Origin of the sequence: Enterobacter sp. WCHEn090032 (assembly GCF_003986875.1) — a bacterium.
GTDB classification, from domain to species: Bacteria; Pseudomonadota; Gammaproteobacteria; order Enterobacterales; family Enterobacteriaceae; genus Enterobacter; species Enterobacter sichuanensis.
In genome coordinates this window covers 160438-179201 of sequence record NZ_RXRN01000004.1, presented here as the reverse complement: position 1 = coordinate 179201, position 18764 = coordinate 160438, and the positions used below count along the sequence as shown (strand labels likewise).

Annotated in this window: 18 protein-coding genes and 1 tRNA gene; 11 read left to right on the top strand and 8 right to left on the bottom strand. The window is 52.2% G+C overall.

Translation table 11 applies throughout. The features are described 5' to 3' along the window. Window positions 1-2 precede the first annotated feature (2 nt). On the top strand, window positions 3-1850 hold the full coding sequence (locus EKN83_RS05295; RefSeq protein ID WP_126800466.1) for a hypothetical protein: 1848 nt from the start codon (window positions 3-5) through the stop codon (window positions 1848-1850). Window positions 1851-1880: 30 nt separating this feature from the next. Here the strand turns inward: EKN83_RS05295 and EKN83_RS05290 are convergent, their stop codons facing one another. Continuing rightward, window positions 1881-3311 carry a hypothetical protein gene (locus EKN83_RS05290; RefSeq protein WP_126800465.1) on the bottom strand — a complete coding sequence of 477 codons (1431 nt, stop codon included), beginning with the start codon at window positions 3309-3311 and terminating at the stop codon, window positions 1881-1883. Between the two features lie 82 nt (window positions 3312-3393). Here EKN83_RS05290 and EKN83_RS05285 point away from each other — a divergent pair, with 82 nt between their 5' ends. The 3 genes from EKN83_RS05285 (at window position 3394) to EKN83_RS23485 (ending at window position 5133) form a co-directional block, all read left to right on the top strand. Beyond that, window positions 3394-3651, top strand: coding sequence for a hypothetical protein (locus EKN83_RS05285; protein ID WP_126800464.1), 258 nt, complete (start codon window positions 3394-3396; stop codon window positions 3649-3651). Window positions 3652-3748: 97 nt separating this feature from the next. Continuing rightward, complete coding sequence (locus EKN83_RS05280) at window positions 3749-4093, top strand: helix-turn-helix domain-containing protein (protein WP_312845063.1); 345 nt, start codon at window positions 3749-3751, stop codon at window positions 4091-4093. Beyond that, entirely contained in the window at window positions 3976-5133 is a 1158-nt protein-coding gene (locus EKN83_RS23485; protein WP_260591141.1) for a site-specific integrase, read from the top strand. The genes EKN83_RS05280 and EKN83_RS23485 overlap by 118 nt, the downstream gene beginning before the upstream one ends. Before the next feature lie 15 nt (window positions 5134-5148). Here EKN83_RS23485 and EKN83_RS05270 read toward each other — a convergent pair. Next, window positions 5149-5225: transfer RNA gene (locus tag EKN83_RS05270), tRNA-Arg, on the bottom strand. A gap of 279 nt (window positions 5226-5504) precedes the next feature. Here EKN83_RS05270 and EKN83_RS05265 point away from each other — a divergent pair. From EKN83_RS05265 to fimZ, 3 genes are all read left to right on the top strand, one after another. Continuing rightward, on the top strand, window positions 5505-6203 hold the full coding sequence (locus EKN83_RS05265) for an EAL domain-containing protein (protein ID WP_126800463.1): 699 nt from the start codon (window positions 5505-5507) through the stop codon (window positions 6201-6203). Window positions 6204-6227: 24 nt separating this feature from the next. Next, the gene (locus EKN83_RS05260; protein WP_025756110.1) at window positions 6228-6944 is read left to right on the top strand and encodes a helix-turn-helix transcriptional regulator; all 717 of its coding nucleotides are present in this window, start codon (window positions 6228-6230) and stop codon (window positions 6942-6944) included. An 810-nt stretch (window positions 6945-7754) separates the two neighbouring features. Next, entirely contained in the window at window positions 7755-8387 is a 633-nt protein-coding gene (gene fimZ, locus EKN83_RS05255) for a fimbria biosynthesis transcriptional regulator FimZ (RefSeq protein ID WP_025756111.1), read from the top strand. A gap of 51 nt (window positions 8388-8438) precedes the next feature. Here the strand turns inward: fimZ and sfmF are convergent, their stop codons facing one another. From sfmF to fimA, 6 genes are all read right to left on the bottom strand, one after another. Continuing rightward, window positions 8439-8963, bottom strand: a complete 525-nt coding sequence (gene sfmF / locus EKN83_RS05250) for a fimbria assembly protein (RefSeq protein ID WP_025756112.1) — start codon at window positions 8961-8963, stop codon at window positions 8439-8441. 9 nt (window positions 8964-8972) lie between these two features. After that, window positions 8973-9977, bottom strand: a complete 1005-nt coding sequence (gene fimH / locus EKN83_RS05245; RefSeq protein ID WP_025756113.1) for a type 1 fimbria D-mannose specific adhesin FimH — start codon at window positions 9975-9977, stop codon at window positions 8973-8975. A gap of 13 nt (window positions 9978-9990) precedes the next feature. Beyond that, on the bottom strand, window positions 9991-12555 hold the full coding sequence (locus tag EKN83_RS05240) for a fimbrial biogenesis usher protein (RefSeq protein WP_126800462.1): 2565 nt from the start codon (window positions 12553-12555) through the stop codon (window positions 9991-9993). A 14-nt stretch (window positions 12556-12569) separates the two neighbouring features. Beyond that, complete coding sequence (gene fimC / locus EKN83_RS05235) at window positions 12570-13262, bottom strand: type 1 fimbria chaperone FimC (RefSeq protein WP_045286673.1); 693 nt, start codon at window positions 13260-13262, stop codon at window positions 12570-12572. Between the two features lie 34 nt (window positions 13263-13296). After that, window positions 13297-13842: a type 1 fimbrial protein subunit FimI gene (fimI, locus tag EKN83_RS05230; RefSeq protein ID WP_025756116.1), complete on the bottom strand. Its 546-nt coding sequence runs from the start codon at window positions 13840-13842 to the stop codon at window positions 13297-13299. Window positions 13843-13910: 68 nt separating this feature from the next. Further along, window positions 13911-14474 carry a type 1 fimbrial major subunit FimA gene (gene fimA / locus EKN83_RS05225; protein ID WP_025756117.1) on the bottom strand — a complete coding sequence of 188 codons (564 nt, stop codon included), beginning with the start codon at window positions 14472-14474 and terminating at the stop codon, window positions 13911-13913. 310 nt (window positions 14475-14784) lie between these two features. Here fimA and folD point away from each other — a divergent pair, with 310 nt between their 5' ends. The 4 genes from folD to malI all read left to right on the top strand — a co-directional run bounded on the left by folD (window position 14785) and on the right by malI (window position 18694). Beyond that, window positions 14785-15651 carry a bifunctional methylenetetrahydrofolate dehydrogenase/methenyltetrahydrofolate cyclohydrolase FolD gene (folD, locus tag EKN83_RS05220; RefSeq protein ID WP_025756118.1) on the top strand — a complete coding sequence of 289 codons (867 nt, stop codon included), beginning with the start codon at window positions 14785-14787 and terminating at the stop codon, window positions 15649-15651. Window position 15652: 1 nt separating this feature from the next. Further along, complete coding sequence (gene ybcJ / locus EKN83_RS05215) at window positions 15653-15865, top strand: ribosome-associated protein YbcJ (protein ID WP_045286674.1); 213 nt, start codon at window positions 15653-15655, stop codon at window positions 15863-15865. 229 nt (window positions 15866-16094) lie between these two features. Further along, complete coding sequence (locus tag EKN83_RS05210) at window positions 16095-17594, top strand: PTS transporter subunit EIIC (RefSeq protein ID WP_126800461.1); 1500 nt, start codon at window positions 16095-16097, stop codon at window positions 17592-17594. An 83-nt stretch (window positions 17595-17677) separates the two neighbouring features. Next, window positions 17678-18694: a Mal regulon transcriptional regulator MalI gene (gene malI / locus EKN83_RS05205; RefSeq protein ID WP_126800460.1), complete on the top strand. Its 1017-nt coding sequence runs from the start codon at window positions 17678-17680 to the stop codon at window positions 18692-18694. The last annotated feature ends 70 nt before the right edge of the window (window positions 18695-18764 follow it).

The window sequence follows — 18764 nt, the reverse complement described above, 5'->3', positions numbered from 1 at the left end:
TCGTGAATATTTTACTTTTTTTAGCATACTTTTTGTTTGGCTCAGTGGCTGTTAAAAAACTTAGCAATGTGAGTTTGCTTTCTATTCCTTTTATTCTATTCGCATTCGCAGTCTTAATGCTGTACTTATTTGGAATAACTGGAAATTTAGAAGTAGGATATTACCTATGTATTGGCGCAGCAATTGTATCTGGTGCATATGCATGCACGCTGAATAGGAAAATATCCTTCTCTTTTGATGAAGTTGTTGGTGTACTGATTGCTTTCATTCCGTTCGTATGGTTATACATATCGATTGACAGTGATTTTCTGTTCACGGGATGGGATGAGTTTTCTTTTTGGGGGGCAAGCATAAAAATCATCAGTGCTACTGATGCGCTTTACAATAACGGCTCACCATTATCTTACGCCTTCAAATCATACCCGCCGGCTCAGCAGTTATTACAATATTTCTTCGTGAAGTCTTTTGGATGGAAAGAATCCACAGTGCTTTTGGCGCATGGTTTCTTCATTTTGTCATCTCTGCTTTTTACAGCGGCTACGTTAGTACAAAAGCGTACTTCTGCGGCATCTTTGGCGTTCCTCATCTCAATTCCAACAATATATTACTTCGGATTTGATTTTGGTCATATTTTTGTTGACCAGTTACTTGCAGTTGTTTTTGCCGCTTCGATTGCTTGCGCTTTACGAAAAGACACACTTCACAAATTCATTCTTTTACCCGCCACCCTATTCTTGCTTGTCGAAATAAAGCAGATGGGGTTAGTGTTCGCTTTATTTGCATTATTCATAGCCATTCTCAATGAAATTATATCATTAGAGAGAGATATATCATTTAGGCTGAAAAAAGCTGTGGCAGTTGGAGTTACAGGTTTAGTTTCTATATTGGCTTCGTACAAGACGTGGATTGTGTATCTTTCTACATCTGGTGTGGTTCCTGTTTTTCAGTCAGACCGTGGGGTTGAGAGGTTGTGGTCTGATGATAACAGGCAACTAGCTTTAACCCTGAAAGAACTAGTTAAAAGACTTGATGATCCGACTTATTTCCAAATGGGCGGGCAACTATTCAGCGGCATGACGATTGTAACTATTACACTGATTTTGTCAGTGGCTAGTTTATCGCTTATTTTATTTTCAATAAAAAACAAAACAGAGATATGCAATAGTTTGGTATTCTCTGTAAGTATGATTGTGCTTTGGCCGGTTTATGTTGTATTCCTGCTTCTGTGTTATCTTATGTTCTTCAGTGAATACGAAAGCATTAGGCTTGCTTCATTTGAAAGATACACAGCCACATTCTTGCTGGCATGGATCGTATCATTCATTTCCTTAACTGCAAGATTATTTACAGAAAAGACAAACATCTTCGTAAGAGCAGTTCTATGCGCGATGATAATATCTTGCATAATCTTTATTCCTGAGCAATTCTATAAGGATGCCAGCAATATTACCTCTAACGATAAGTGGATAAAAACACGTGTCAATGTGAAGAAATTTACAGATGACTTGATGCCTATGATGAAAAATGGTGATAAAGCATATTTCATTCAGCAGCAGTCAAGGGGTTTCGAGAAAAATATATTCAACTATAGCGTACTTCCACACGCAGCAAATACATGGTGCTGGACTCTAGGAAAGAAATACTTTGAGAGCGATGTGTGGACATGCGATTATGACATCAATCAAGTAACAAAAGGGTACTCGTATCTTGTAATATTCACATCAGACCAGCAATTTTGGGATAATAACTCTAAGTATTTTAAAAACTGGAGTGGAAAAGTTGATGAAACCGGAATTTACAAGATAAGTAGAAATGATGAAGGTTTAGCCGAAATAGTTAAGGTTAAATAGAATATAGAGGCCCTTAGACGGGCCTCTTTTTTATACTTCCCACCATCCCTGGGTTCCGGACATCTTTTTGAATCTTTTGGACCAGGCAGCTCCTGTTTTGGTTTCAGTTGCTCCGGAAAGTGGCACTATCCTTGTTTCAGACGCGGTTCCACTGAAGGTAAACGTTACGCTTGAACCAGCTGCTGTTCCTCGTATAGTAACCTCATCCCCTGGTTTTCCACCGGTTATTGAATCAACTGTCTTAGCAGCTGCAGACGTCCATGAGCTCGATACCAAGAACGGAATTGCGCTTCCAGTGATTGATTCAAGCAACTTAGACGGGTTTGGCTCACCGTAGATCTGTGGTGAACCAATGTCGGGAGAAATGAGGTTTGTTGCGTTAGTTCTGTTACCTGAACCAACAATATTAGGGAATGTTATCGACCACATGATCGGGAAATGCGCTACCGAAGGCATAGTAAAGTCGTTATCCCTTACCCTTAACAGACCGCCCTGGACATTGATGTATGTCTGCGCTCCGCTTCCTGTCAGGGCGTCAAACCAACATCCCTTGATGGTCCCAGTTGAGTTGTTAAACAGAATCACTGGATCAAGCTGAGTAGCCGCTGTTCCGCCCCATTGGTAGGTTTTGAATGTGCAGTTTTCTGCCTTCCATCCAAGCACGCCCCCCATTCTCAGGAACTGGTTGCACTTCTTAAACACAAATCCATCAACAAGAATTGCACCATCAGAAAGGAACGTTGGGTTTGAAGTTGGTGCAGCATAGATACCGAAAAATGAATTTTCGATAATACCGCCAAGAATATGCACTTTCCCCATATTCCCGAAGATGCGATAACTATTAGAGCCAACCCCTCCACTCAGCACGCGCGTAGACCCAATCTCGCAGTTTATAAACATAAACGTGTGATCGAAGTTAGACCATGAAGGTAGCGGGTCGCCAGTGGAGCCGTCTTTGTCTGTGATTATCACCTGCACGCTTGAGTTAACGTAGACGATGTCATCACTGAATTTAACCTTCATGTTTTCAAAGGTTACATTCTGAGAGTAGCGAGTAATACCGCGATCGCCTGAATAGCAATAGCATGCAGACTTAGTGTTATATGCCGTACAATTTAAGAAATATGCGTTGTAACATGACGCAACACGCCACCAACCATTGCATGTTGGTACGCTTTCAACGTTGAATCTTTCTACATGGATATTATAAGGATGACGGCCGTTAGTTAGCGTCGAGTTTGTAGCTGGGTCTACAGGTGCCAGACCATACTCAAAGTTACATCCATATCTCCAAGTGCCACCCTTTATTAAGCAGTCATGAATCTTAATTCCATCAAGCTCACCCATGCCGCAGATAATAAATCCATTATTAAGACCTTTGCCTTCTACGTTGTAAATTCGGTCAATCTCGACATCACTTGTCATAGCGCTGCCAAGATACTGTCCTCCAACCCAGATCATTACAGTTTCTGGGTTTAGTGGATTATGCGAGATAGCAGCAAGCACGCCACAGTTGCATATCAAGCACCCAGAAGGATCGGTCGTGAAAATTTACGCGCACTTCACTGACGATCTAGGCATCGAGCTGGCTGCATTCGTTGATGAAATCGGTAAAGTCGGAGGGGTTTGCACCTATAAGTGTTTTCGACCTCTGAAAACGCAAGAGGATAAAAAGCGCGAATTACTGATCGAAACAGTAGACGGGCTAATTGATGGATTTATGAAATCTTCCGGTGGCGATTATTCAAAACTTGGAACTGTGGTTGTCGATTATCTCTCTCTGCTGAAAAAACTTGAATGACGCAACTGATAGCCAGTTATGAGCTGGCTATTGGGTGCGAAAGCGCCACCTCGTGATCCCTTTTGCCCGGCCCCGCGCCGGGTTCTTTTTTGCCTGGATGAAATGCATGGTTGAGGCAAAAACACTGACAGCCCGGCAGGCGGCAGAACTACTGATCACCTCGCCGAGAACTGTCTATCGACTCATCGACTCAGGCCAGCTCGCCGGGAAGAAGATCGGGAACAAATACCGCACGACCGACGTCGCCTGTATTGCGTATTTACATGACCCGCGCGATCCTGTTTCCGCGAGCGCGGGTGAACATAAAGGAGAAATTTTATGTCAATCACCCTCAGAGGCGGCGTCTGGCACTGTCATTTCGTTACGCCGTCAGGGAAAAGAATTAGACGATCTCTTGGCACGGGGGACAAGAAACAAGCGCAGGAGCTGCACGACAAGCTGAAGGCTGAAGCATGGCGGGTGGATAAAATCGGGGAGTTGCCGACGAGGACGTTCGAGGAATGTTGCATCAGATGGATCCGCGAGAAGGAACATAAGCGGTCCCTTGATGACGATAAGACAAAAATCGAATATTTCCTGCGGCATTTCTCCGGCCGGGATATTTCAACCATCACGGCTGATCAGGTGCATGAAGCTGTTTCTAAGATGGTCAATCGTAAGCATATTCAGGTATGGGAGTCTCGCCGGGACGCGGCTATACGCAGGGGGAAAGAACCGCCGTCGTATGTTGAGAAACCGGTAAGCCAGGCCACAAAGAGCAAGCACCTTTCGTTCATGCGCTCTCTGTTCAAGGCTGCGGCTAATGACTGGGGCTGGATTAAATCGGCCCCGGTTATCAAAACCAAAAAGCCGATCAGCAAACGCATCCGATGGCTGACCAGGGACGAGGCAGAACGGTTAATTGCCTGCATGCCGGAGTCGATAAAGCCGGTGGTGATATTTGCGTTGGCAACCGGCCTGCGCCGCTCCAACATCATTGATCTGGAGTGGCAGCAGGTCGATATGCAGAGAAAGGTTGCATGGGTAAATCCGGAGAACGCGAAGGCGGGCAAGGCTATCGGCGTGGCTCTGAATGATACCGCATGCAGGGTGTTAAGGGATCAGATCGGGAAAAGCTCGAGGTGGGTATTCGTTCACACGAAGCCATCGACTCGACCGGATAAAACAGTCACGCCGGCTGTCCGTAAAATGCGCGTGGACGATAACAGTGCATGGCGCATTGGTCTGGCAAAGGCGGGTATTGAGGATTTCCGTTTTCACGACCTCCGCCATACCTGGGCGAGCTGGTTAATCCAGTCCGGCGTTCCGCTGTCAGTTCTTCAGGAAATGGGAGGCTGGGAGTCAATCGAAATGGTCCGTCGATACGCTCACCTGGCACCGAACCATTTAAGCGAACATGCACGGAAAATTGATGCCATTTTTGGCAACCCTGACACAAATACGACACAAGGAGAAAATCAGGCTGGTTTGAAACTGGCGTAAGTGCCTGATATTTAATGGCACGCCCTGTAGGATTCGAACCTACGACCTACGGCTTAGAAGGCCGTTGCTCTATCCAACTGAGCTAAGGGCGCACTGAGAAGAGTGAACTTCGCGGCGGTGAAACGCGAAGAATTATACGGTCAATGGCAGGTGAGTCAATGCCTTTTCCGTTTTCTCCCCTGATTAGGGCTAGCTGATTGTAAATATGACTGTTTTTTCTCCATTCCCCCGCCTTTCTCCCGTACACTTTCCTGCTGCGAAAAGGCTTAGTTGCATTTAAGTAACGCCTGCTGTTTTCCTGAACGTCAGCTCGTCACACTAGAGAGAGGTAACCCGGCCGCCTGGAGGCTGACAGACAACAGGACAATGGAGTGACAGCGCACAACCTGATCGATACGCCCCCCCGGTTAGAATACATCTCTCAGGAGATCGTCGGCATCAAGCTTGAGCCCATCGTCGCCCTCCGCTCTATGCACCAGGTGGGGGTGGAGGTCCTCAGCGTCCTCAGTGAATCACGGTACAGTGAGGGCTTTTTCGGCGATCGGTCTGCAGAGTGGTCGATATCGCTGCTTGAAGCACAGCTTGCCGCGTTAAAAAATACGCCGCGCGGTCATAACCTTTTTATTAATCTGCCGATAACCGTCCTGACAGAGTCTGCGCCTTTTCAGCGGCTTATCAGGCTGCCTGGCGCGCCGCTCCATATTGAGATTGTCGACCCCGCAACGTTTCTGGCGTTGTCTGCCGCACAGAAGCAGCGCGTCATTGAGAATCTGATGCAGCTCAGAAACCGGGGGAACGCTGTCTGGCTGGATGACGTAGATGAGATCCTGGTGCAGTCGTTTTTATCCAGCCGGCTTCCGTTAAGCGGCATCAAAATAGATAAGGAAGCATTCTGGCGTTTACGCGACACCCCTGCGCTGAGGCAACTGGTTTCCCGCTGCTTTCAGCTTGCCGGGCACGTGCTTATCGAAGGTATTGAGACTGAACGCGATCGTACCTGGGCACTGGAGGCAGGCGCCGATCTCGGCCAGGGATATTACTGGCCGTCCTGGACATGGCCGGAGGATTAAAACGCCATTTCCAGGAGGGAGGCCATGCGAATGACAGTGCGCCGTTACCGGCGGCGGCGTACAGGAAGTGATGCACTGGGATTTACGCGCTCACCTTTTACTCCCCCCTTTTTCGACCGGCTCGAGTTTTTGAGCCAGTCCATCAGCCAGCCCCGCAAAACAGATGCCCCGTTTATCATTCTGGTGACGGAGGATCACTTCCTGCGCACCGGTTTTCTCAACGGGCAGTTTCCCCTGAGCAGCTGCTGCGACTACGCCACGCTGGACGACGCCCTTGTCGCCCAGACACAGTGGCCATCAGCCCGTCTGGTCGTCGATATAGAAAGCCGCTCCACGGGCCTTCTGGATAAACTGGATCAGCTGCGAAGGCATAGCCTGTTTCCGCCTTTCCTTACCCCCTGGCTGTTAGTCCGGGCTGATAACTACGATACCCGTCTCTTCTGCAAAGCGGCGGGCCCTTTTCATGTGCTCGAACGCCAGCTGAACGCCACAGCCCTCCAGCATAGCCTGCTGAATACCAGCCCCCCTCAGGGCTCCGACAAAGAGTGGTTCTCCCGCAACGAATGGCCAATCCTGCAGGAACTCTCCCGGGGCAAGACGCTACGTCAGATTGCCCTTATGCAGAACCGTCCCTATAGCCGCATTATCTATCGTCTCAGCTGTATTCTGCTGAAACTGGGGCTGAGCCATCGCCAGGAATTGCTTCACCTTCTTAATAACCTCTCAGACTGCACGTTTTAACCCACGCGCTAACCCCTTATTTCCTAAAGCGCTTTAGGAATTTACTTACCATTAACGTTGCAAAAATGTTAATTTTTAACATTATATTCGAAATTACAACTATTCCTAATTTATGGGCGCAAACCTTGTGAAATGCCACAAATTGAAGGAATTACAGTACTTTCCTCCATCCGTTAAGTGAATGGAGAAAGCGTTAACAGGATGATAATGATGTAAAAACAAGCAGCTTAGCGGCGGCGCCCTGGAGTAAGAAGCGAAGCAGGTAGCATGTTCTCCTGTGCAACAGAGGCGTTTCTCCGGGTTAACCCGGGCACTTTCAGATGAAGGTTTGACGGCCCGTGAGGTCAATTTTTCACCTCATCATCGCGGGTTCGTCCTCTGAAATAACGCGCGTTTTTGTTAACAATAAATTAACACAAAGAGATATCTGTTATTTTTTGTTATTACATAAAGATGAAAATATGCGGTAAATGGGATAACAGGATATTTCCGCTAATTTTAAAAAAATAGCGATTCAGATCCAGAAGATAATATAAACCAATACCCTGCGATTAATTTACAGGGTTTTCGGAAAAAACTTACACGGTATAATAAGAAGCGTATCAAATATGAATAAGAAATACCTTTTTGCCAACACCAGCCAAATGAGATGACCGCGCTGAGGCATAGTTCTTTTCACTACGTCAACAAGGATGCTTTCGCTCTTTCCAGGGAAATACTACGGTATAGGGATCTGCACTTTTATCCTTCCGGCATTTCGAGAGTTTTACAAACTCTGCATAACGCTTTTAACAATCTGAGGCATTAAAAATGAAACCGGCATCCGTTATCATTATGGACGAACATCCTATCGTCAGAATGTCGATAGAAGTCCTGCTACAGAAAAATAAGAATATCGTCGTCAAGCTGAAGTCTGGCGATAGCCATGAAGTCCTTGACTGTATCCGCAATCACCCTATCGATCTGGTGATCCTTGACATTGAACTCACGGGCACGGATGCCTTTGCTTTACTAAAGAGAATCAGGAACTTAAACAAGGACATCAAGGTTCTGTTCCTCTCGTCTAAATCTGAGTCATTTTACGCAGGTCGCGCCATTCGCGCCGGAGCAAATGGTTTTGTCAGTAAACGAAAAGATTTGGGTGAGATCTACAACGCAGTAGAAATGATCCTGATGGGCTATTCATTTTTCCCGTCAGAAACGCTGAACTTTATTAATCATCTGGGTTCGGGGAAAGGAATGGCAGCAGATATGCCATTATCGAATCGTGAGGTCACGGTATTACGTTATCTGGCGAATGGATTATCCAATAAGGAAATTGCTGAGCAGCTACTATTAAGCAACAAGACCATTAGTGCGCACAAATCCAATATTTATTCCAAGCTGGGTGTGCAGAGCATCGTGGAATTAATTGATTACGCCAAAGCGCACGAACTGCTATAACCTGAATTCACTCCCTGCAGCTTATCTGAGCTTCAGGGAGTGCGGTCAGTGTTAATTATAATTAATCATGAAGGTCGCATCCGCATCAGCCCGTCCGGGCTGAGGGTTATCTGCAGTGGCGATATAATTGGCATAAAACGACAATGTCGCATTCCCCAGCGCGTCAACCGGGACCGACTGGCTGGCCTGCTGGAGAGCCAGTCGCGTTTTATCCGCATCCCTGATCTCAACCGCGACATGACTTGCCGTACTGGCGTCATTCAGCGCCAGCAAACCGTTATTGCTCCCGTCGGCTTTGCCCGAAAACGTAATCGAGGCTGCACCCGGCGGACAGCCAGTCAGCTTCAGGGTAAACGGCATAGGCTGCGTACGGCTCCCGGTAGTGCTCAGCTGTTTGGTGGGCCAGGTGCCCAGCGTGACGGTTTTGTCGCTGTCGCTGCCCTCCGCGACGCAGGTAAAATCGACAATATTGCCGGACATCTGAATATTGATCTCGCCCAGTGCTGTCGCTGACCACGCGTTGGTCTGAAACATCACCAGCGCCAGCGCAGTAACATGTCCTTTCCAGTTCCGCATCTCTCCCCCTTAATCGTAATCCACGCGGAGATAGCCGCGAGAGGTGAACCGGCCTTCTGCGGGTTTATTCCCGGTAATGCTTACCGGCCAGACCCGGATCCCCACCTGCGCCTGTGCACTGTCATCCAGGCGGAACGGAATTTTGCTGTTCAGGTTGTTAGGCGTCAGAGGCGTGCCGCTATCGTTCGCCACCACAAATCCCAGATCGGGGTTATCGGAAACCAGCGCATTGCCAGCGATTTTTTCCGCCTCGATACGCATCGTCAGATACGCATTGGCCTCCACATTCGTACACTTAATGGCAATGGTTTTACTTTGTGGCGAGACTTTCTGGGGACGGTTTCCGGCACCCGCCTGGCTGAACAACGATGCGCCAATATCGCCAAAATCGAACTCCACCACCTGCCCGGCATTTATCGCGCAGCTTTGTGGCACCTGAATGGTACCGCTATAGCTGATGGTATACACCGGCGTATTCAGGGAGTCAGATGGCGTGGTGGTCACATATACGGTGAACATGGTCCGTTTCGGGATCACCACCATGTTGATGAACCGTCGGGTGACTCTCAGGCGAAAGACCAGCTTTGAGTCGGTAACCGGAAACGCCTTGTTCTTTGGAACGTTAGGGTGCTCCCCCATCTGGATGTAGTTCGCCGGCGGATAGAACGTCCCCGCGAAGTCATCGTGGATCTGCATCGCGCCATCAAGATAGTCATTGAGCTTCACATACTTGTAGCTATCAATCACCGTCGTTATCGGCAGACTGGTGACGTAGCTACGCATGGTGGACTTGCCTGTCGTCCCTCTGGGACATATGGCATTCACGCCGACCAGCCCGGACTTTTGCGCCAGGGTCACAATCTGCCCAGGCTTGTTATTGGAGCTGTTAAAAACGTTTGAGAGATCGTAGGAGATATCCTTCGCCACCCCATTGGCGTTCTGACAAATCGTTGCCCAGGCGGGCATCGCGCTGCACAGCAGCGCAAAGCTCATTACGTTGCGTAAAATGCGCATCTTAAGATCCCCGTTAACGATCACAGCTGGCCCCCGCCATGGTAATGGCCTGGTTCTGACTTTCAGGCGATAAGCGATAGTGAGCGCGACACTGAGACTGCGCCCCGTCGCCCCACTGGATCAGCAGTTCGCCTTCCAGCGGCAGCCCACTCAGGTAAATCTGCCCGTCATCCCCTACCATGCTGGTCACTCCGCTTTGCGTTTCGCGGACCACCGCGCCAAACGGCACGGGCTGGTTGCCGCGCGTCACCGTCAGCAGAGCGCGCACGCCGATGCGGGTATCAAAGCTGGCGCGCACCAGCGCGCCTTTGGTCGGCACCACGCTGCTCACGTTATTTTCGATATCGGTGTTGTTACTCATGGTGTTGGTATCCAGCGCCACGCGGTTATAGCGGTAGACGGTGGCATACGGCATCACCGCATAGCCTCGCCAGTCGGTTTTCACGCCGGTCTGGTTCTCGACGCTGACGCCGGATGCCCCCGGGGCTTTGATCAGCACGTTGGTGTCGCCCAGCGGCTGACTGAAGGTTACGCCGTCAGCATGGCCCACCACCCCGCCGGAGAGCTGCCAGTTGAGATCGTGCTGATCGCGGCTGTAGTTGTAGCCCACGCCCAGCGTGCCGTAGGTCGCCTGCCAGTTGGCGCTGGCGCTTCCGCTTGAGCCATTGGTGCTGGTGTGTCCCTGGGTCACGCTGTAGTTCAGGTTGCGATCCTCCAGCAACGTTCCGCTGACCCCGGTTTGCCAGCTCGTGTCGCCATCGCTGTTTCGACTGGCGGATGCCGTGGCGTAGGCCCTGTCGATGGCGCTGTCCCGGCGATAACCCTGACGGGTAAAGAGGCTGAACGGCACAGAGACGTTAAACGAGGCGATCCGGTCGGTACCGTCGATCCCGACGGATTTGTTCCACGACCACGAAACGGAGTAGTTGATCCCCTTCACGCCCCCCGCGTACCCCAGCTGATACCAGAGGTTCGACTCGTCCGTTCCCCAGTAGGTTTGCTCGCTGCCGGAGATATACACCGAGCCGTAATCTCCCAGCGACTGAGAAACATTGAGCTGGAAGCGGCCTTTTTTATTCCACGTCAGGTTGTGGTAACTCTGCACGTCAGGCACATCGTTATCGTTCTGGCTGTCGGCATACTGATAGCCTTCCATTGAGCGCCAGGCGACATCGTCCAGGGTATAAAACCCTTTTGTGGAGTAGCGGTAGCCCAGCAGCTGGAAGTTGGTGCCGAAGCCGTTAAGGGATTTCGCGTAGAGGAAGCGCAGAGACTGCCCCTCATGTTTGCTGTCGTCCGCAAGCTGGCTGCGGGCATGGGTAATATCGAGCGAGACCGCTCCCCAGTCACCGAGGTTTTTACCGGCCCCGATGGCCACCGCGGTATAGCGTGACGCGAGCTGCGTGCCGCCGTAGAGCGTGTAGCCGTTGGCAAGGCCGGTAATCAGGGTGCCCTGGGTGAAGAACGGCGTATCCTGATCGCTGTTGCCACTGCGGTAATCCCCGGCCACCAGGTCATACTTCCAGCGCCCTTCACGCTGCAGAAGCGGCACGGTGGAGTACGGCACGGTATAACGCTGCTGGGTGCCGTCTTTCTCTTCGACCGTCACCTCAAGGTCACCGCTTGAGGAGGTCGGGTTGAGATCGCTAATAGCGAATGCGCCCGGCTGCACGTAGCTTTGATAGATCACGTAGCCATTCTGACGCACCACCACTTTGGCGGGCGTCCGGGCAATCCCGCGCACGGTAGGTGCGTAGCCCTGCAGGCTGTCCGGGTACATGCTGTCAGACGAGAAAAGCCGCCCGCCGCGAAAACCAACGCTGTCAAAAACGTCATTCCCGGTATTGCTGTCGCCCAGCACCAGTTCACTTTTCAGCGGGATAACGGTGCGCTGCGCCCAGGTGCCAATGTTCTGCCACTCGTTGTGGCGCTGCCCGTTAGTCTGCGTGTAGCGCCAGGCGCCGTTATTTCGTAAACGCCAGGCGCCGTAGTTCAGGCCGCTCTGCAGGTTCAGGTAGTAGCTGTCGTCTTCGCTTCCCCGGTTGCCCGTGAAGCTGTAGTTCACCAGAGCGGCGGGGATGCCTTCATCCCACTGTTCAGGCGGAATGTAGCCCCGGGCGCTGTTCTGCAACGCCACCTGCGGCAGGCTGACGTTCAGACGCTGCGAGGCAAAGTTAAATACCGTTTCGCTACCGGGTATAGCCGTCGTCAACGGCACGCAGGTCTCGCCCTGCACCTTAGCCAGCTCAGGAAACGCCGCCACATTCACGCCAAAGCGATCGAGCATCGCGCGCGTAATACACGCCGACAACCCGCCCGCCACCGGCGGCGCGTCCCCGGCCTGCTCAAAACGCACGTCCTGGGTGCCGATAAACTCATCGTTACGCCAGATATCCACGCGATAAACGCCGGGTGCCTGCTGGTGCCCTTGTTCAAAACGCGACAAATCCGCCACGCTGGCGGCGTCGTCGGAGAGAAAGGCCGGGTTGAAGTAACTTTCGCTCCAGCCAGCCTGTGGCCAGAGCGCCGCCATCAGCGCCAGCGCAACCGGGCAGTAACGTCTCTGGTGGTTTTTCATCGCCCTGACTCTGCTCACAGGTTAACGCTACGCGCCGGTGTGATGGCACCGTAGTCATTCACGCTCTGCCAGGAGAGCGTACCGCCGGCACCGGCTGGCAACACCTGCTGCGCCGCGCTTTTTGGCGCCACCATCAGGTTATCCAGCGGCTTGCCCCCCAGCTTCAGATTGACCAGGGTGATGTAATACGGTGAAGCGTTGCTGACTTTAAGATGGTTACCCGCACGCTCAAACCGCAGCTGGGAAAGCGCCTCTTCCGGCTGCATCGCCAGGTTGTTCGGGCGCACAAACAGCTTGATGCGCGAGAGGATCGCCAGCTGCAGCACGTTATTGTTTTCCGTTTTCGCTTTGTTCACTGACGGGATCGCCTTCACGTTCATGTAAAAGAGCGATTCGCGGTCGGCAGGCAGCGCAGGTCCGGCATAAATAATACGCAGCGTGTTTTCACTGTCCGGCTCGCTCACAAACAATGGCGGGGTGACGGCAAAGGTTTTTTCTTTTTGCCCGTTTGCATTTTCGATCCACGCGTTAATTAAATAGCGTTCTTGTTTATTGCTGTTGGTGATCGCCAGCGATGTTTGCTTCGCATCGGCCGGGTAAATAACGCGGGTGGCCCCCAGCGCAATACCGCCGGACGCATTCGCGCATGCAGAAACCATCATTAAAATAAACGCTAAAAAAAGTCCTGGTTTAATTCGGGTATTCATCACAACCGTACCTTTAATAATGTGTTCGCAGGTGTCAGGGATAAATCAACGTAAACCAGACATCCGACTGAATTTTGCCTGGCTCGAGGTGTTCGGAAATTGCCCGATAGCGGGCGCTAAAATGGAACGTGAGCTCACGGGTATCGACCGGCAGCCAGCTGACGGCCGGAGCATTAGGGATAATCTGACGTTGCTGTTCGTCAAAGAGCGCCAGGCCCACGCCGCTGCTGACAGGTGTCTCACCTGGCCGCGATGTTGCCAGAAAAACCTGCGGATCTTCTGCGGGCGTAACGCCCTGAAACTGGATCCCCACGGTACGCGAGACATCAACGCTGCAGTCCAGCAGCCGCACGGTAAAAGGCACGTTCACCGTAGAAAAACTGCCCACACCGGAAAATGAGTTGGTTCGGTACTGCCCCATGTCGATGCGCATATTCTGGCTGTCCGGCGCCACGGCGCAGCCGCCGTTCACCAGCTCACCTCTGAGATGCACTTTGCCCCCGTCGATCACCACGGTATGCGCTGATACCGGGCCAGCCATCGCAAGGGTTAACAGCAGTAGTGTTCCAGTCCTTGTCATCCTTCGTTCCTGGCTTTAGCGTATGACGGGCCTCGTCCGTGAGGCCTGAACATCCCTGTGCGGAGGAATTACTCGTATTTCATTACGAAGGTGGCGTCAGCGTTCGCCTGGCCTGGCTCGGTGGTTGCAGCCGTTGACTTATAACGCGCGGTGAATTTCAGGGTGTTAGTCCCTTCGATCAGGGTCTGCGCGGCAGAGAAGGTCGCACCGTCTGGCGTCAGAACGCTGGATTTGCTGTCGAGGATTTCGATACCTACGCCTTTCGCGGTGTTGTCGTTGCTACCGGAGCTCACGGCCAGCAGGGTTTTGTCGGTTGGGTCGATCTGACCGGTGAACGCAACGGCTGCGGTTTTGGCCACCAGCGGATCGCAGTCGTTCAGTTCGATGCTGAATGGAATATTAGAGGTGGTGTCGCCCACTTTAGTGAATTTCGCGGTACGATACTGACCCAGATTAACGGTCTGCTCGGAAGAATCCGTATTGACTGAACAAGCAGCGTTAACCAGCTCACCTTTAAAATGTACGGTACCGCCATTTACGGAAACCGGGGTAACAGGATCTGCTGCATTTGCGGCACCCGCTACCAGGGCAAATGTGGCAATAACAGTAGAAGCAATGTTGCTGAGTTTCATGTCTATTCCTTTAAAATGTAAATAACCCTTCCCGCGAATAATCGGGAATAAGAAATACGTTCAATTGATGAATTGAAAGCTTATTTCGGAGGAGACAAAGTAGCTCAGGAAGTGTTTTTTAAATATGTCAAAACACTGCCATTTCGCCAGGTCACATCCTAATCCCGCCTAAGAAATTGACCATCCCTTAAGCAGGGTCTTTAGGCCCCACAGATGAAAACTCGTAAAGGGTGACTGACAGCGGCGCTCGCTTCTGACAAAATACAGGGCATCCCCCCTTTCGAACGTTACAGACGGAATCTTCTCTCTGATGGCAGCAAAGATTATTGACGGTAAAACGATTGCGCAGCAGGTGCGCTCTGAGGTCGCGGAAAAAGTGAAGGCGCGTAAAGCGGCCGGAAAGCGCGCCCCCGGGCTGGCCGTTGTGCTGGTTGGTAGCAACCCGGCATCGCAGATTTATGTCGGTAGCAAACGCAAAGCGTGTGAAGAGGTGGGCTTCGTCTCCCGCTCTTACGATTTGCCAGAAACCACCACCGAAGCAGAACTGCTGGAACTGATTGACACCCTGAATGCCGATAAAGCGATCGACGGTATTCTGGTTCAGCTGCCGCTGCCTGCAGGCATCGACAACGTGAAGGTGCTGGAGCGTATCGCGCCGGATAAAGACGTTGACGGTTTCCACCCGTACAACGTTGGCCGTCTGTGCCAGCGCGCGCCGCGTCTGCGTCCGTGCACGCCGCGCGGTATCGTGACGCTGCTGGAGCGTTATAACATCGACACCTACGGTCTGAACGCTGTGGTTATCGGCGCGTCCAACATCGTGGGCCGTCCGATGAGCATGGAGCTGCTGCTGGCCGGCTGCACCACCACCGTGACCCACCGCTTTACCAAAAACCTGCGTCACCACGTCGAGAACGCCGATCTGCTGATCGTCGCCGTCGGTAAGCCGGGCTTTATTCCAGGCGAATGGATTAAAGAGGGGGCGATTGTCGTGGACGTCGGGATTAACCGTCTGGAAAACGGCAAGGTGGTCGGCGACGTGGTGTACGAAGACGCCGCGGCTCGCGCCTCTTACATCACGCCGGTACCGGGCGGCGTAGGCCCGATGACCGTTGCAACCCTGATTCAGAACACCTTGCAGGCATGCGAGGAGTATCACGACGTAGAGGACGCGTAAGATGGCGACTTTTTCATTAGGTAAACATCCGCACGTTGAGCTGTGCGATCTGCTGAAGCTGGAAGGCTGGAGCGAAAGCGGCGCGCAGGCCAAAATCGCCATTGCCGACGGGCTGGTGTTAGTGGACGGCGCGGTGGAAACCCGCAAACGCTGCAAAATTGTCGCGGGCCAGACCGTGAGCTTTGAAGGGCAGAGCGTGACCGTTACGGCCTGAGTCCCCTCACCCTGACCCTCTCCCCAAAGGGGGAGAGGGGATAAAAATCCCCTCATACCCATCACGGTTATTTATCGATCCACTTCAAATAATCACTATTTCCTCTGCTGAAAAGTGAAAATTCAGTTGCGCGTTTTTCACGCTTTGCCCACGATAAGTAGAACGTTCTACTAAAACGTTCTACTTACAATAACAGCGCCAAAAAAGCGCTACTCGGGGGGACATCAGCATGAGTCTGATATCAGGGTTTGTTAAATCGCTGTCTAAGTTATCGATGATTGGTCGCGCCTTAATGCTGCCAATTTCACTGCTTCCCGCTGCGGGCCTGTTGCTGGCTTTCGGCGATAAGTTTCATCTGCCGCTGATGATGAACGCGGGCGGGGTTATCTTTGATAACCTGCCGATGCTGTTTGCCATCGGCTCTGCCGTGGGTCTGGCGTCGGAGTCCGGTATTGCGGCGCTGTCTGCGGCCGTTTCGGTGTTTGTCACCAATATCACCATCAGCACCGTGCTGAGCATCACGCCGGAAATGGCTTCTCAGGGCGGAAAGTATGCCATGGTCGTCGGCATCCCGACGCTGCAGATGGGCGTCTTCGGTGGCCTGATCTGCGGTATTCTCGCCGCCTGGTGCTATAACCGCTTCCACACCATGCAGCTGCCGGAGTTCCTGGGCTTCTTCTCCGGTAAGCGCTTCGTGGCGATTGCAACGGCGTTCCTTTCGTTCCTGATGGGGCTGCTGCTGCCCTATGTCTGGCAGCATATTCAGGCCGGTATCGACGCGCTCTCAGTGGTGGTGAACGGCGATAATCAGGCTGCGTCGACCTTTATCTTCGGTCTGGTGGAACGTGCGCTGATCCCGCTCGGTCTGCACCATATCTGGTACCCGTCTTTCTGGTATTCGTTTGGGGATTACACCACCCAGGCAGGCCAGGTCATCCACGGCGATCAGACCATCTGGTTCAAGATGCTGGAAGAGGGGGTGAAATCCTTCAGCAGCGACACCTACCAGAACGCCGGTAAGTTCATGCAGGGTGAATTCCCGCTGATGCTGTTCGCGCTGCCCGCCGCATGCCTGGCGATGTACCACGAAGCGCACACTAAAAATAAGAAAATCGCGGCCGGTATTCTGTTCTCCGCGGCGCTCACCTGCTTCCTGACGGGGATCACCGAACCGGTTGAGTTTACCTTTATCTTCGTGGCGCCGATCCTGTACGTCTTTAACGCCATCATGGCAGGTCTGGCCTACATGACCATGTATCTGCTGCATGCGCATATCGCCAAGTCGTTCTCCGCGGGCTTTATCGACTACCTGTCATTCGGGATCCTGCCGTCATTTAACGGCTACCAGACTAACTTCCTGAATGCCATTATCATCGGCATTCCAATGGGCCTGATCTATTACTTCACGTTCCGCTTTGTGATCCGCCGTTTCGACGTGAAAACGCCGGGCCGCACTGAGGTCACCGCCAGTGCGGATGAGAAGTCAGATTCCGAGCTCGCAACCGAGATCATTACCCTGCTGGGCGGCGCGCATAACATCGACTCTGTCGGCTCCTGTATCACCCGCCTGCGCCTGGAAGTGGCAAAAAGTGAGGCGGTAGACCGGGACGGGTTGAACGGACTCGGCGCGCGCGGCGTGGTCTTCGTCGGCGACAACGGTATTCAGGTGATTTTCGGTGCCAGAGCACAGTTTATCGCCCAGACCATGTCCACCATGATCGGCAAATAATAAGATGCCTCAACGACGCGTCTCCTGTACGCTGGGAGACGAGTCGTATCTGGCTGATAATCGGTTAATTTCAGGGAGCGGTTTTGAAGAAAGTCAGCATTATTGATGTCGCCAGGCACGCGGGCGTGTCGGTCTCAACCGTCTCGCTGGTGCTGCGCCAGAAAGGGAAAATCTCAGAGGCAACGATCGAGAAGGTCAACGCTGCCATCAATACGCTGGGCTATGTTCATAACGTCGCCGCGGCCAATCTTCGCGCCAACACCTCCAACCTGATCGGCCTGATCCTCCGTGACTTTAGCGACAGCTTTTCCATCAAGGTGATGGCAAGCATTGTTCAGGAGCTGGAGAAACAGGGGTATATGGTTTTTCTCGGGCAGCCGCTGAACGATCGGGAGCATTTAGAGCGTACCCTGCTCTCCTTTAAGCAACAGGGCGTGGCGGGCGTGATCTATCTCGCGTCCGATACGCGTGCCTCCACCCTGCCGGAGCAGATTCGCCAGTGTCCGCTGCCGCTGGTAGTGGTCTCGCAGTCTCTGCTGGATGAAAAATGTAACCTGGTAATGCGCGATAACCGCCAGGCGGCGAGCCTTGCCGCGCGCTATCTCATCGAACGTGGTCACCGCAACATCGCCTACATTGGCGGGCGTGAAGGCTGTCTTATCCGCGAACAGCGCCTGCTCGGATTTCGCAGCGCGATGATGCAAAACGGACTGGTCTGGCGCGACGAAAGTTCCCCCGCCTGTAGCGATGACACACAGGCCGCGGCCATCGCTACCCGTCAGCTGCTGGAGAAAAACAACACCATCACCGCCCTGCTCTGCCACTCGCCGGATGCGATGATCGGTTCCATCTCCGGTATTCATCAGGTTGGACGTACGGTGGGTAAAGATGTGTTTCTGACGCAGCAGATCGCGCTGGTCGGTTTCGAAGATATGCTGCACGTTAACCTCACCTCGCCGTCGTTTACCTATGTCTCCTCCGCCAGCGACGAGACCGGGCGTCAGGCTGCGGGGCTTATTATCCGCAAGCTGAAAGAGCCGACGCTGCAAACGCAGCGCATTACCCTCTCCGGGCAACTTATAGCCCGGGAATCGGCGTAAAATCAGAATTTAGCACAGGTCAACTGCCGCGAAATGGCTGCTATAGTTCCATGATTTGCCATGGATAAAT

Excerpts from the sequence above, each read along its gene's own strand:
- EKN83_RS05290 (WP_126800465.1), bottom strand. The coding sequence starts at position 3,311 with ATGATCTGGGTTGGAGGACAGTATCTTGGCAGCGCTATGACAAGTGAT.
- EKN83_RS05280 (WP_312845063.1), top strand. The coding sequence starts at position 3,749 with ATGAAATGCATGGTTGAGGCAAAAACACTGACAGCCCGGCAGGCGGCA.
- EKN83_RS05260 (WP_025756110.1), top strand. The coding sequence starts at position 6,228 with ATGCGAATGACAGTGCGCCGTTACCGGCGGCGGCGTACAGGAAGTGAT.
- fimZ (WP_025756111.1), top strand. The coding sequence starts at position 7,755 with ATGAAACCGGCATCCGTTATCATTATGGACGAACATCCTATCGTCAGA.
- sfmF (WP_025756112.1), bottom strand. The coding sequence starts at position 8,963 with ATGCGGAACTGGAAAGGACATGTTACTGCGCTGGCGCTGGTGATGTTT.
- fimH (WP_025756113.1), bottom strand. The coding sequence starts at position 9,977 with ATGCGCATTTTACGCAACGTAATGAGCTTTGCGCTGCTGTGCAGCGCG.
- EKN83_RS05240 (WP_126800462.1), bottom strand. The coding sequence starts at position 12,555 with ATGAAAAACCACCAGAGACGTTACTGCCCGGTTGCGCTGGCGCTGATG.
- fimC (WP_045286673.1), bottom strand. The coding sequence starts at position 13,262 with ATGAATACCCGAATTAAACCAGGACTTTTTTTAGCGTTTATTTTAATG.
- fimI (WP_025756116.1), bottom strand. The coding sequence starts at position 13,842 with ATGACAAGGACTGGAACACTACTGCTGTTAACCCTTGCGATGGCTGGC.
- fimA (WP_025756117.1), bottom strand. The coding sequence starts at position 14,474 with ATGAAACTCAGCAACATTGCTTCTACTGTTATTGCCACATTTGCCCTG.
- folD (WP_025756118.1), top strand. The coding sequence starts at position 14,785 with ATGGCAGCAAAGATTATTGACGGTAAAACGATTGCGCAGCAGGTGCGC.
- ybcJ (WP_045286674.1), top strand. The coding sequence starts at position 15,653 with ATGGCGACTTTTTCATTAGGTAAACATCCGCACGTTGAGCTGTGCGAT.
- EKN83_RS05210 (WP_126800461.1), top strand. The coding sequence starts at position 16,095 with ATGAGTCTGATATCAGGGTTTGTTAAATCGCTGTCTAAGTTATCGATG.